The organism is Micromonospora sp. SL4-19, from assembly GCF_047921475.1.
Taxonomy (GTDB): domain Bacteria; phylum Actinomycetota; class Actinomycetes; order Mycobacteriales; family Micromonosporaceae; genus Micromonospora.
The window spans coordinates 205,800-218,980 of sequence record NZ_JBLROB010000005.1 but is presented as its reverse complement, the minus strand read 5'-3'; the positions used below and the strand labels follow the sequence as shown (position 1 = coordinate 218,980).

12 protein-coding genes are annotated in these 13,181 nt (G+C 72.2%); 9 read left to right on the top strand and 3 right to left on the bottom strand.

What is annotated here, in order from left to right:
* Nucleotides 1-24 precede the first annotated feature (24 nt).
* Complete coding sequence (locus tag ACNAVT_RS10410) at nucleotides 25-591, bottom strand: YbjQ family protein (protein WP_416295067.1); 567 nt, start codon at nucleotides 589-591, stop codon at nucleotides 25-27.
* A 341-nt stretch (nucleotides 592-932) separates the two neighbouring features.
* On the opposite strand from ACNAVT_RS10410, the gene purS reads away from it, so the two are divergent.
* The 4 genes from purS to ACNAVT_RS10390 all read left to right on the top strand — a co-directional run bounded on the left by purS (nucleotide 933) and on the right by ACNAVT_RS10390 (nucleotide 5,484).
* Entirely contained in the window at nucleotides 933-1,196 is a 264-nt protein-coding gene (gene purS / locus ACNAVT_RS10405; protein WP_416295065.1) for a phosphoribosylformylglycinamidine synthase subunit PurS, read from the top strand.
* Nucleotides 1,193-1,876, top strand: a complete 684-nt coding sequence (gene purQ / locus ACNAVT_RS10400) for a phosphoribosylformylglycinamidine synthase subunit PurQ (RefSeq protein ID WP_416295063.1) — start codon at nucleotides 1,193-1,195, stop codon at nucleotides 1,874-1,876. The genes purS and purQ overlap by 4 nt, the downstream gene beginning before the upstream one ends.
* Nucleotides 1,877-1,943: 67 nt before the next feature.
* A complete protein-coding gene (purL, locus tag ACNAVT_RS10395; protein WP_416295061.1) occupies nucleotides 1,944-4,724 on the top strand; it encodes a phosphoribosylformylglycinamidine synthase subunit PurL in 2,781 nt (926 codons plus the stop codon).
* A 10-nt stretch (nucleotides 4,725-4,734) separates the two neighbouring features.
* A complete protein-coding gene (locus tag ACNAVT_RS10390) occupies nucleotides 4,735-5,484 on the top strand; it encodes a 2-phosphosulfolactate phosphatase (RefSeq protein ID WP_416295060.1) in 750 nt (249 codons plus the stop codon).
* Between the two features lie 188 nt (nucleotides 5,485-5,672).
* Here the strand turns inward: ACNAVT_RS10390 and ACNAVT_RS10385 are convergent, their stop codons facing one another.
* Nucleotides 5,673-7,706, bottom strand: coding sequence for a carboxypeptidase regulatory-like domain-containing protein (locus ACNAVT_RS10385; RefSeq protein WP_416295058.1), 2,034 nt, complete (start codon nucleotides 7,704-7,706; stop codon nucleotides 5,673-5,675).
* A 161-nt stretch (nucleotides 7,707-7,867) separates the two neighbouring features.
* On the opposite strand from ACNAVT_RS10385, the gene ACNAVT_RS10380 reads away from it, so the two are divergent.
* The 5 genes from ACNAVT_RS10380 (at nucleotide 7,868) to amcA (ending at nucleotide 12,615) form a co-directional block, all read left to right on the top strand.
* A complete protein-coding gene (locus ACNAVT_RS10380; protein WP_416295057.1) occupies nucleotides 7,868-8,221 on the top strand; it encodes a sterol carrier family protein in 354 nt (117 codons plus the stop codon).
* Nucleotides 8,222-8,382: 161 nt separating this feature from the next.
* Entirely contained in the window at nucleotides 8,383-9,966 is a 1,584-nt protein-coding gene (purF, locus tag ACNAVT_RS10375; protein ID WP_416295055.1) for an amidophosphoribosyltransferase, read from the top strand.
* 61 nt (nucleotides 9,967-10,027) lie between these two features.
* On the top strand, nucleotides 10,028-11,182 hold the full coding sequence (purM, locus tag ACNAVT_RS10370) for a phosphoribosylformylglycinamidine cyclo-ligase (protein WP_416295054.1): 1,155 nt from the start codon (nucleotides 10,028-10,030) through the stop codon (nucleotides 11,180-11,182).
* A 124-nt stretch (nucleotides 11,183-11,306) separates the two neighbouring features.
* Entirely contained in the window at nucleotides 11,307-12,410 is a 1,104-nt protein-coding gene (amcB, locus tag ACNAVT_RS10365; RefSeq protein WP_416295199.1) for a cyclophane-forming radical SAM peptide maturase AmcB, read from the top strand.
* Nucleotides 12,379-12,615, top strand: coding sequence for a multiple cyclophane-containing RiPP AmcA (gene amcA / locus ACNAVT_RS10360; RefSeq protein WP_416295053.1), 237 nt, complete (start codon nucleotides 12,379-12,381; stop codon nucleotides 12,613-12,615). Before amcB ends, amcA begins: the two co-directional genes overlap by 32 nt.
* A gap of 145 nt (nucleotides 12,616-12,760) precedes the next feature.
* Here the strand turns inward: amcA and ACNAVT_RS10355 are convergent, their stop codons facing one another.
* Complete coding sequence (locus ACNAVT_RS10355) at nucleotides 12,761-12,976, bottom strand: DUF3073 domain-containing protein (RefSeq protein ID WP_416295052.1); 216 nt, start codon at nucleotides 12,974-12,976, stop codon at nucleotides 12,761-12,763.
* Between the last annotated feature and the right edge of the window lie 205 nt (nucleotides 12,977-13,181).

The following is a 13,181-nucleotide window of genomic DNA, read 5'->3' as shown; positions in this document are numbered from 1 at the left end:
CGGTCGAGGCGAACCACTGGCGAGTCAGGAGTCGCGGGTGGGTGTTTCGGCCGCCGAGCTCAGGTTGGGAGCGCTCGGCGGTTCGGCGACGCCGCCGGGGGCCGATGCGATCTCCGGTTCGTGGGCGGCGTCGGCCGCGACGAGGGGCTGGTCGGGCGGCATGACGTCCGGCATCTTGGGTACGACGATCACCGCCGTGCCGTACGCGCAGATCTCCATCCACATCTCGCCGCAGTCCCGGCTGTCGAAGCGCATGCCGATGACCGCGTTCGCGCCGAGCCGGCGGGCCTCCTCGCCCAGTCGTGCCACCGAGTCCGTACGCCAGCGGGTGAGGTTGTCCGGTGCCGACGGGTCGTAGGCGCCACCGCGGAGGTTCTTGACCCCCTCGCGGTACGGGTTTCTGGTCCTCGCCATCGAGGAGACCACTTCGCCGAGGATCTGGCGGATCTCGTAGCCGGGCAGTTGATCCGTCGTCACGACCAGCACGGTTCCGATGCTGTCAGCCGGGCGGCGACCCGAACGTCTGCCATCGCCACCTGATCGGATGCTGCGAAACGGGTCGACGCGGACGCCCGGCACTCCGCCGACCATCCGCGTCGTCCGCGGTGTCAACCTACCCAGCGCCCCCAGAACGGGTGGTAGGACCGGACCGTCGGACACCGGACCGTGAAGGTGATTCGCGCCCCGGTGGTACGCGATATCGCCGTAGTTACGGATGCTCGTGCCGTCGGTCCGCTCGCCATCGAAGCAAGCCGATGCCCGGGTTGGTCGGCGGCCGGGTGGGCCGGGCGTCCCCGCACCCCGTCGGTAACGTCGATCACTGTCTGAACCGCGCCCGGCCGGTGCGGTCGAGCCGGCATCTGCCAGGTAGGCTGGCTGCGCTCGCCCGTTGTGGGTCGGCACCCAACTGCGTACACAGTCAGGAGTGCCCAGTGCCTCGCGTCGTCGTCGACGTCATGCTCAAGCCCGAGATCCTCGATCCTCAGGGCCAGGCCGTCGCAAACGCGCTGCCCCGGCTCGGCGTCAGTGACGTCGCCTCGGTCCGGATCGGCAGGCGGATCGAGATCGAGTTCACCGGTGAACCGGACCTGGACCGGGCCCGGGAGATCGCCGACAAGCTGCTCGCCAACCCGGTCATCGAGGATTTCACCGTCCGTCTGGTCGAAACCGACGAGACCGTGGACGCACGCCCGTGACCGCCCGGGTCGGTGTGGTGACATTCCCCGGCTCGCTCGACGACGGGGACGCGGCCCGGGCCGTCCGGATCGCCGGCGCCGAGCCGGTCCGGTTGTGGCACGGCGACCCGGGGCTGCACGGGGTGGACGCCGTCGTCCTGCCCGGCGGCTTCTCCTACGGTGACTACCTGCGCTGCGGGGCCATCGCCCGGTTCGCCCCGGTGATGGAGACGATCGTGGACGCCGCCCGGGGCGGCCTTCCGGTGCTCGGCATCTGCAACGGCTTCCAGATCCTCTGCGAGGCCCACCTGCTGCCCGGCGCGCTCACCCGCAATCAGCACCTGCACTTCCGTAACCGGGACCAGATCCTCCGCATCGAGTCCGTCGGCACCGCCTGGACCAACGCGTTCCAGCCGGGCCAGGAGGTGCTGATCCCGGTCAAGAACGGCGAGGGCTGCTACGTCGCCGACCCGGCGACGCTGGATCGGCTGGAGGCCGAGGGTCGGGTCGTCGCCCGCTACCTCGGCGGCAACCCCAACGGTTCGCAGCGCGACATCGCTGCGATCACCAACGAGGCCGGCAACGTGGTCGGCATCATGCCGCATCCCGAGCACGCGGTGGAGGCGCTCACCGGCCCCTCCCTGGACGGTCTCGGCTTCTTCACCTCGGTGCTCAAGTACCTGGTGGGGGCGCCGGCGTGACCGTGCGCGGCGGGATCATCGGTCGGCTCACCCGCCGGTACGGCGGCGAGCGCAGCGAGGAGAGGTCATGACCACCCATCCGGACCCGGCCCTGCGGGAGACGCCGGACGCCTTCCCGGCCGACCCGGCAGAGCCGCGTACGGCCGCCGTGCTGCCGCAGGCCGGCCCGGTCGACGACTGGGCCGTGGGCGTGGACACCGTGCCCCGGGCCACCGGCACGCCGGACGAGCTTCAGCCGTACCCGGAGCTGGGCCTCCGTGACGACGAGTACGACCGGATCCGGCACATCCTCGGCCGCCGGCCCACCCAGGCCGAGCTGGCCATGTACTCGATCATGTGGAGCGAGCACTGCTCCTACAAGTCGAGCAAGGTGCACCTGCGTCAGTTCGGCGAGAAGGCCCCGCCGAGCGACCGGCTGCTGGCCGGCATCGGTGAGAACGCCGGCGTGGTCCGGGTCTCCGACGAGCTGGCGGTGACCTTCAAGGTCGAGTCGCACAACCACCCCAGCTTCGTCGAGCCGTACCAGGGCGCGGCGACCGGCGTCGGCGGGATCGTCCGGGACATCCTCGCCATGGGTGCCCGCCCGGTCGCGGTGATGGACCCGCTGCGCTTCGGCGCGGCCGACCACCCGGACACCGCCCGGGTGCTGCCCGGCGTGGTCGCCGGCGTCGGCGGCTACGGCAACTGCCTCGGCCTCCCGAACATCGGCGGCGAGGTGGTCTTCGACCCCTGCTACCAGGGCAATCCCCTGGTCAACGCGCTCTGCCTCGGGGTGCTGCCGGTCGACCGGCTGCAGAAGAAGGAGGCGGCCGGCCCCGGCAACGTCGTGGTGCTGATGGGGGCCAAGACCGGCCGGGACGGCATCGGCGGCGTGTCGGTGCTGGCCAGCGCCACCTTCGACAAGGGCAGCGAGCAGCGCCGCCCGTCGGTGCAGGTGGGCGACCCGTTCATCGAGAAGCTGCTGATCGAGGCCTGCCTGGAGCTGTACGACGCCGAGCTCGTGGTCGGCATTCAGGACCTCGGCGGCGCCGGGCTGACCTGCGCGCTCACCGAGACCGCCGCCGCGGCCGGCACCGGCATGCGGGTGTGGCTGGAGCGGGTGCCGCTGCGCGAGCCCTCGATGGAGCCGCACGAGATCCTGGCCAGCGAGTCCCAGGAGCGGATGCTGCTGGTCGTCGCCCCCGACAAGCTGGAGGCGGTACTCAAGATCGCCGAGAAGTGGGGCGTGCTCGCCACCGCTGTCGGCGAGGTCACCCCGCCCGCGCCGGACGGCCGGCCGGGCCGCCTGCTGGTCACCTGGCGTGACCAGATCGTGGTCGACGTCCCGCCGGGCTCGCTGGTCGACGACGGTCCGGTCTACGCCCGCCCGATGCGCGAGCCGGCCGACCTGATCCTGCTCCAGGCCGACCGGGCCGAGACGCTGCCCCGGCCGAACAACCCGGACGCGCTCCGGGAGACCGTGCTGCGCATGATCGCGTCACCGAACCTGGCCGACAAGACCTGGGTCACCGAGCAGTACGACCGGTACGTGCTGGGCAACACCGTGCTCGCCCAGCCGGAGGACTCCGGCGTGATCCGGATCGACGAGCGGACCGGCCTCGGCGTGGCCCTCTCCGTCGACGGCAACGGCCGGTACGCGCGCCTCGACCCGTATCACGGGACGAAGCTCGCGCTGGCTGAGGCGTACCGGAACGTGGCGGTGACCGGTGCCAAGCCGATCGCCGTGACCAACTGCCTCAACTTCGGCTCCCCGGAGGACCCGGGCGTGATGTGGCAGTTCGCCGAGGCCGTCCGCGGCTTGGCGGACGGCTGCCTGGAGTTGGGCATCCCGGTGACCGGCGGCAACGTCAGCTTCTACAACCAGACCGGCGCGGCGGCCATCCACCCGACCCCGGTCGTCGGCGTGCTGGGCGTGCTGGACAACGTCGCGGACCGGGTGCCGATGGGCTTCGTGCCGCGGCCGGGCGGCGACCACGACCAGCTCTTCCTGCTGGGCGAGACGCACGTCGAGCTCTCCGGCTCGGAGTGGGCCTGGGTGACCCACGAACACCTGGGCGGCATCCCGCCGCAGGTCGACCTGGCCCGCGAGCGGCAGCTCGGCGAGCTGCTGGCGGAGGCGGCCCGGGTGGGGCACCTCAGCTCCGCGCACGACCTCTCCGACGGTGGTCTCGCCCAGAGCCTGGTCGAGTCCTGCCTGCGGCGCGGCGTGGGCGCCCGGGTGGCGCTGCCGGAGCACTTCACCGGCGGGTCGATGCCGTTCGTCTTCCTGTTCAGCGAGTCCGCCGGCCGGGTGCTGGTGTCGGTGCCGCGGGGGCACGAGAAGGCGTTCACCGCCCTCTGCGCCGAGCGCGGTGTGCCGTGGGAGTTCATCGGGGTCACCGACCCGGCCGGCGGTGCCCTGGAGGTGCACGGCCAGTTCCGGATCGGCCTCGACGACCTGAGCGCCGCGCACAGCGCGACCCTGCCGCGCCTCTTCACCGGCGCGGAGGCGGCCCAGGTGGAGCTCTCCGCGGCCACCGCCGAGCAGCCGGTGGGCGTCGAGTTCGACGCCCCGGCCGACGCCGGCGCAACGGAGTCCGGGCCGGCGAGCGAGGCGTTGCCGCCCGCGGCCGGTGCGGAGGCCGGAGACACTTCGGTGGCGTCGACCGGGGACGCCCGGACGGAGGTTGCGGCCGAGCCGGCCGAGGCCGTGGACGGCCTGGCGCCGGCTGCGGGCGCCACGGCGGAAGCCACCGACCCCACGCCTGACGCTCCCGAGGCGGCGTCCGACCTGGCCGAGGCTGGCCCGGACGGGTCCGCGACGGCTCCCGGTGACTCGGATCAGGCCCCGGCGCCCGATCAGCGCTGAGGCCCTGGCCTTGGCTGCCTTCGCCCAACCCGGTTCCGGTGCCCGGTTCGACTGGGGGCTGACCGGGGCGGCGGAGTTCGGTCGGGTCTGTGCTGCCCTGGTGGTGGTGGACGTGCTCTCGTTCACCACCGCGGTCGAGGTGGCGGTCGGCCGTGGCATGCGCGTGCACCCGTTCCCCTGGGGGGAGCAGGCGGCCGACTACGCCCGCCGGGTGGGTGCCGTCGCTGCGGTCGGCCGCCGGCAGATGACCCCGGAGCATCCGTGGTCGCTCTCGCCGGCAGCGCTGCGGACCGCGCCCGTGGTCGCCGATCTGGTGCTGCCCTCCCCGAACGGCTCGGCCATCAGCGCGGCCGCGAGCGCCACCGGCGTGCCGGTGGTCGCGGCGTGTCTGCGTAACGCGCGCGCCGTCGGGCGATGGCTGCGCGCCGAGGGATACGGGTCGACCGACGCCCCGGTGGGGGTGGTGGCCGCCGGGGAACGCTGGCCGGACGGCTCGCTGCGCCCCTGCGTCGAGGACCAGCTCGGGGCGGCCAGCGTGCTGGACGCCCTGTCCGGCGTGCCGGGCGGGCTCTCGGTGGAGGCGGCGATGGCGCTGGCCGCGCTGGCCAGCACGCCCGACGTGCCGGCGGCGGTCCGGGGATGCGTCTCGGGTCGGGAACTCGTCGAGGGCGGCTTCGCCGACGACGTGGAGATCGCGGTCCAGCTGGGCGTCTCCGACATGGTGCCGGTGCTGCGCAACGGCTACTTCGCCGCCGCCTGATCCGGCCGAGCCGCCCGTCCGGGCGTCAGCGACCCGGGGGGTGGGGAACCGGTCGCCTCGGCGACGACGAACGCGATCACCGGAACGACTCGCGACCGACGGGTGGGTGGTCCGATCCTGCGAAGTGGCCGCCCGGCTGAGCCGGGCGGCCACTGTCGATGTGGGCGGGGGCGTTCGGGCCCCGGCGGTCAGTCGTCCAGCCAGTCGAGGCGCCGGCCGCCGCGCTCCTGCTGGCCGTCGGGGCGGCCCCGGCCGGCCTGGGCCGGGTCGGCGTAGTACCCGCCGCCCTGGTCGTAGCCGTGGTTGTCGTAGCCGCCGCCCCGCTGCTGTGGCGGCTGCTCCTGGCCGTAGCCGCCGTGCTGGCCGTAGCCACCCTGCTGGTCGTAGCCGCCCTGCTGGTCGTAGCCGCCCTGCTGGTCGTAGCCGCCCTGCTGCGGCTGGCCGTAACCGTCGCCGCCGCCGTAGCCGCCGCGCTGGTCGTAGCCGCCCTGCTGGTCGTAGCCCTGCTGGCCACCGTCGTAGCCGCCGGAGGGCCTGTTGTCGTAGCCGCCCGAGGATCCGTTGTCGTAGCCGCCGGAGGGCCCGTTGTCATACCCGCCGCTCGCGCCGTAGCCGGTGCCCGGCTCCGGGCCGCGGCCGTACTGCCCGCCCTGGCCCTGCTGGTCGTAGCCGCGTCCCTGGTCGGGCTGGTAGGTGCTGGTCGGGTACGGGTCGGCCGGCGGCGCGTACTGGGTGCTGTCGCCGGTGTAGCGGCCGGTCGGCTCGTCGTACCGGTCGCCGCCGTAGCCGCCCTGGGCGGGCGGGTAGCCGCCGGCACCGGCGCCGTAGTCCGGGCTGCCGTATCCGCCGCCGGACGAGGGCGCGTTGCCGTAGCCACCGCCCGAGGACGGCGCGTTGCCGTAGCCACCCCCCGAGGAGGGGGCGTTGCCATAGGCGTTGTTGCCGTAGCCGCCCTGGCCGTGGGCCTCGTCGCCGTAGCCGCTGCCGGCCCAGCCACCCTGTCCCCCGCTGCCGTACGCGGGCCCGGCGGGCGCGCCGTACGGATCCGGCGGGACATCGTCCACGACCGGGCGGTGCATCATGGTCGGCGCGTCGCCGAGCGAGTTGCCGCCGACCATCGTCGGCGCCGCACCGGCGCCCATCCCGTTGACCACCCGGGTCTGGTCGTTCGCGCCTTGATAGCCGCCCCGGGCGACCGGCACGGCACCGGCTGCTGCGGGCGCTCCGCCCGGGCCGTCCCCGTCGGCGTCGGCGTCCTCGTTCTTGCGGCGCAGGTAGAGCAGCACGATGGTACCGACGCCCACGGCGACGAAGAGGCCGCCGAGCAGGATCAGCAGCCAGTTGCCGAAGCCGCCCGAGTCCTCCTTGCCGGCGGGCTGCGGGGCGGCAGCGGCCTCGGTGGCCGGGTCGGTGGCGGTGTCGTCGGTCGGCTCGTCGGTCGCCGCGGCCTCCTCGGTGGCCGACGGCGTGGCGCTCGGGGTCGTCTCGACCTTGACGTCCACGCCGATCCGCAGGCCGGTCACGGCCTGGCCAGCGGCGGCCTGGACCGACTTGCTACCGATCGCCGAGCCGCCCGCGGAGGCGGCCAGGTCGATCCGGCCGGGCGCGATCGGGTCCGAGGTCGAGCCGGTGAACTTGAAGTTTCCGCTGCCGTCCGTGCTGGTCGAGCGCTGCTTGCCCTGGCTGTCCTTCAGCATGACGGTCGCGCCCGACAGCGGCTCGCTGTTGGCGGAGGCGACCACCTTGCCGGAGATCGACTTCACCGTCTGCGTCTGCTCCTGGGTCGGAGCCGCGCCACCCTGAACGGTCATGTCGCGTGAATCGCTGGCCTGATCGCCGCCTGCCTTGGCGGAAACCCGTACCGGTCCGGACTTGGTGCTTCCAGGGGACAGGTTGTCCGCGACGAGGGTCACGGTGAACGGCTCGGTCTGGCCCGGCTGGATTGGCCGCGCCGGCACCCTGCAATCGTTGCCCTGGCAGGTCAGCCCACCGAACGTGTCAACGCTGATGCTGAACACGGACGGTGTGTCGTTGTTGTTCTTGACGCTGAAGGTCATTTTGGTTGACTGGCCGCTTTGCAGTGTGCCCGTTGGCAGGCTGGTGATCTGCACGTCGGGATCTGCGGCCAGAGCGGGTGTGGCGGGGACGGCGAGCAGCGCGCCGACGACCAGCGCTACGACCACACCGGCCCGCTGCTTCCAGGCACGTCGGTGTGTAGACACGTCCACCGCCTTCCGGGTCTGATCTCCCCGGCCGGCTGGTGCCGGGCCGGATGATCACTCACGGTACAAATACGCCGTCGGCAACTATGCCTTGTCTGACCGGGTCATCTCTACCCAGGGCCAGCGGTGACCGGGGCGCCGCCGAATCGTATCGTCCCGTCGTGTCCTCTCCGCACTCAAAGTCCGCCGCCGTAGCGGCCGTGTTGACGGCGCTGGATGAGGGGCGTACGCCCGAACGACCGGTGTTCCGGGAGGCGGTCCGTACCCTCTTGGGCGTCCTTGCGGAGCGCGTCCCCGGCCGATCGGTGGAGGTGCGGGTTCCGCCCTACGGAGCTGTTCAGTGCGTCACCGGGCCGCGACACACCCGGGGAACGCCACCGAACGTGGTGGAAATGGACCCGACCACCTGGCTGGAACTGGCCACCGGACGCCTGGGCTGGGCGGAGGCAGTCACCGAGGGTCGCGTACGGATGAGCGGAATCCGCGCCGACCTCTCCGGGTATCTCCCGCTCTAGCTGGGCAGATGTTCCGGCGTGTCACTGTCGGGAGGCGGATCGTGACTGTCGGTATCGTCGGTGTTTCGCGTACACTGGCGGGCGACGACGGTCCCGGCCAACCGTGTGGAGCTGCCCCCGACTCCGCCAGGCCGGCCCAGACCAGCATGAGGGAGCGACAGGTGCCCCGAGGCGGCGATGGCCGGCTGAGCCACGACCTTGACCCCCAGCGACCCGGCCCGCAGGACGCGTGCGGCGTCTTCGGCGTCTGGGCGCCCGGCGAGGAGGTCGCCAACCTGACCTACTTCGGGCTCTACGCGCTCCAGCACCGTGGCCAGGAGGCCGCCGGCATTGCGGTGAGTGACGGCTCGGGCGTGGTGGTCTTCAAGGATCTCGGCCTGGTCGCCCAGGTCTTCGACGAGCCGACCCTGGCCAGCCTGCGCGGGCATGTCGCGATCGGCCACGCGCGCTACTCCACCACCGGCGGCTCGACCTGGGAGAACGCCCAGCCGACCATCCGGGCGACCAGCTCCGGCACCACGATCGCGCTGGCCCACAACGGCAACCTGGTCAACACCGCCGAGCTCCAGCGCGAGGTGGCCGAGCGGGCGATCGACTCCGACGGCTCGACCAACGACACCTCACTGGTCACCATGCTGCTGGCCAGCCGGCCGGACCTGTCCGTCGAGGCGGCCGCGCTGGAGGTGCTGCCCCGGCTGCGCGGCGCGTTCAGCTTCGTCTTCATGGACGAGTCGACCCTCTACGCGGCCCGCGACCCGCACGGCGTACGCCCGCTGGTGCTCGGCCGGCTGGAGCGCGGCTGGGTGGTCGCCAGCGAGACCGCCGCGCTGGACATCGTCGGCGCCAGCGTGGTCCGCGAGGTGGAGCCGGGCGAGCTGATCGCCATTGACGAGGACGGGCTGCGCTCCACCCGGTTCGCCGCCCCGGAGCCGAAGGGTTGCCTCTTCGAGTACGTGTACATCGCCCGCCCGGACGCCACCATCGCCGGGCGCAACGTGCACGCCGCCCGGGTGCAGATCGGCCGCCAGCTCGCCAGGGAGCACCCGGTCGAGGCCGATCTGGTGATCCCGGTGCCGGAGTCCGGCACGCCGGCCGCCATCGGATACGCCGAGGAGTCCGGCATCACCTACGGCCAGGGCCTGATGAAGAACCCGTACGTGGGGCGCACCTTCATCCAGCCGTCGCAGACCCTGCGCCAGCTCGGCATCCGGCTCAAGCTGAACCCGCTACGCGAGAACGTCCGGGGCAGGCGCCTGGTCGTGGTGGACGACTCGATCGTCCGCGGCAACACCCAGCGGGCCATCGTGCGGATGCTGCGCGAGGCGGGGGCGCTGGAGGTCCATGTCCGGATCTCCTCCCCGCCGGTCCGCTGGCCCTGCTTCTACGGCATCGACTTCGCCACCCGGGCGGAGCTGCTGGCCAACGGGCTGGACAACGAAGGCATCCGGCGGTCGATCGGCGCCGACACGCTGGGTTACGTCTCACTGCCCGGTCTCATCGCCGCGACCGAGCAGCCGAAGACCCGGCTCTGCCGGGCGTGCTTCGACGGGGAATACCCGATCGAGCTGCCGGCCGGGAACCTGATCGGCAAGCACGTGCTCGAAGGGGTGGGCCGCCGGGTCGCCGCCGAGGCGTCCGAGGCCACCGCTGACCCCACCGCCGCACTCGTCGCCACTCCGGGCGGCGACACCTTCAGCTCGGCGCGTCTCGACCTGAAACCGTCGGCCACCACCCACCGCCCGTAGCACCGACGCGGGGTCGGGCCACCGCAGGTGCGGCCCCGCGAGAACCACAAAGGGGAGAACCGTGACGCACGTGTCCGAGCGCAGCGGCGCAGGAATCAGCCCGACGGGTGCCGGCGGCGACCGCCAGCCCTGGACGGCCGGCACCAACCGTACGACGCGGAAGCGCTCGGTCTCGTACGCCGACGCCGGGGTGTCGATCGAGGCGGGCGACCGCGCGGTCGAGCTGCTCAAGTCCAAGGTCAAGCAGACCCGGCGCCCGGAGGTCATGGGTGACCTGGGCGGCTTCGCGGGCCTGTTCCGGCTGGACACGAAGAAGTACAAGAACCCGATCCTCGCCTCCTCGACGGACGGCGTGGGCACCAAGCTGGTGATCGCCCAGCAGCTCGACATCCACGACACGGTCGGCATCGATCTGGTCGCGATGGTCGTCGACGACCTGGTCGCCTGCGGCGCCGAGCCGCTCTTCCTGCTCGACTACATCGCCACCGGCGAGGTCGTCCCGGACAAGGTCGCCGAGATCGGCGCGGGCATCGCCGACGGCTGCCGGTACGCGGGCTGCGCGCTGCTCGGCGGCGAGACGGCGGAGCACCCGGGCGTGCTGCGTCCCGACGAGTACGACATCTCCGCCACCGGCGTCGGCGTGGTGGAGGAGAGCGAGATCCTCAGCTCCGAGCGGGTGGAGGTGGGCGACGTCGTGATCGCGATGCGCTCCTCCGGCCTGCACTCCAACGGCTACTCGTTGGTCCGGCACGTGCTGCTCGGCGCCGGCCGGATGCGTTTGGACGTGGTGATCGACGACTTCGGCCGCCAGCGGACCCTCGGCGAGGAGCTGCTCACCCCGACCAAGATCTACGCGCAGGACTGCCTCAAGCTGATCGCCGAGGCCGAGGTGCGGGCGCTGGCCCACGTGACCGGCGGCGGCATCCCGGGCAACCTGGTCCGGATCCTGCCGGAGCACGTCGACGCGGTGGTCAACCGCTCCACGTGGAAGCCGCAGCCGGTTTTCGACCTGATCCAGTCCAAGGGCCGGATCGAGGACCCGGAAATGGAGGCGACGTTCAACATGGGCGTCGGCATGTTCGCCATCGTCTCCGCCGAGGACGCCGATCGAGCGCTGGCGACCCTGACCGGCCGCGGCGTCGACGCCTGGCAGGCGGGCGAGATCATCGAGGGCTCCGGCAACGTGCAGATGATCGGTCACCACACCCGAGGATGATCACGTTCTGTTGATCATCCGGGCACCTGATCGGGGGTTCACCCGAGTGGCCACCGCCGCCTAGCCTGAAGGGCGCTTCGGGCTAGGCGGGGGAGGGTTGATGGCTACTCGTACGCACACCGGGATGCGGGGCATCGCCGCCGTCCCCTCGTACGTGGTGATGCAGCCGACCACGCTGTGCAACCTCGACTGCGCCTACTGCTACCTGCCGATGCGGGCGGCGGACCGGCGGATGCCGGTCGCGGTCGCCGAGGCGGTGGCGGCGTCGGTGAACCCGTGGGCGGCGACGGAGCGGTTCTCCGTCGTGTGGCACGGCGGGGAGCCCCTCGCGGCCGGCCGGGAGCACCTGGCGGCCCTGCTCGCCCCGTTCGCGCCCGAGGTGGAGCACCACGTCCAGACCAACGCCACGCTGATCGACGACGCCTGGTGCGCGTTCTTCGCCGAGCACGGCGTCCGGGTCAGCGTGAGCGTGGACGGGCCGCGGGAGCGCAACGCGGAGCGGGTGACCCGCGGCGGCCGGCCGGCGTACGACCGGATCCTGGCCGGGGTGGGGGCGCTGCGCCGGCACGGGCTGCCCTTCTCGGCCCTGGCCGTGGTGTCCCAGCCCGGCCCCGGCCTCGCCACCGAGCTCTACGACTACTTCCTCGACCTCGGCTGCGACGTGCTCGGCGTCAACATCGAGGAGACCGAGGGGGTCAACACCCGGACCAACGCCCGGGACGCCGACGCGGTGACCGGGTTCTGGGCGGAGCTGGTCGGCGCGTGGCGCCGGGATCCCCGGATCCACCTGCGGGAGGTGGAGTGGTCACTGCGATACGCCGGGGCGGTCCTGGCCGGCACGGCGGACGAAGTTCTGCCCCGCCAGCTCGATCCGATCCCCACCGTCGCCCACGACGGCTCGGTGGTCGTGCTCTCCCCGGAACTGGCCGGCTTCACCGACGCCCGATACGGCGACTTCAGCAGCGGTAACGTGCTGACCACCCCGCTGGCCGAGATCCTGGCCGGGGCGGGGCGGACCCCTTGGGTGACGGAGTTCCTCGCCGGCGTCGAGGCCTGCCGGTCGTCCTGCCCCTACTTCGGGTTCTGCGGTGGTGGGCACGCCGCCAACCGCTACTTCGAGCAGGGGCGTTTCGACGGTACGGAGACCGAGCACTGCCGCAACAGCAAGATCCGCCTACTGGAGGGAGTGTTGGAGCATGCCCGAGACCACCAGTCATCGGCAGCCTGAGCGCGTCGGGGGAGCCGACCCGGACCTGGTCGCCGACCGGGTGCGGGAAGCCGCCGTGGGGCTGACCGCGCTGCTCCACGAGGCAGAGGCCGCGCGGCTGTTACGGGCGGAGGTGTCGGGCGGCGACGGTGCCAGCGCGGTGTGCGCGTGGAACCACTTCGAGAACATCCCGACGTTCTACAACTGGAACAACCGGCCCCGCTGACGGCATGAGTCCGCGATCAGGGACCTGCTGGTGCGTGGGGCTGTCCCCGGTGCGGCAGGTCCCTGACCGTCGGTCGTACGCCGGCTTCCGCAGAGCACATGCGTGAGCACGCGGGGCTTACCGCGTGCTCAGATGTGACCGGAGGTCAGCGGGTCGGACGGGCCCAGGTGTCCGGGTCCTCGTCCGCGTGGTCCTCGTCATCGTCGTCGACATACTCTTTGTAGTCGTCGTCGAAGTCGCGGTCCGACTTGCCGCTGCCGCCGAGTTCTCGCTGCAAGGCGGCGAGGTCGGTGTTCGGGGAGTGGTACTTCAACTCCCGGGCCACCTTTGTCTGCTTGGCCTTAGCACGGCCGCGCCCCATGGCTCGACCCCCTCGCACAGAATGCGGGGCAGCCCGAAGGCGGGCCCCGATGACGTCAGGCATCTCTCGTGGCTCTTACGGTACATGGGGATGCCACCGTTCGGCACCTCGGGTTACCGTCAGCCGGCCCTGCGCGTCGCAGTGATCCGGCCGTCACAAAGTGTACCCGGTAAGGGGTGACAGGCGGGAGCGGCCGTGACAGCGG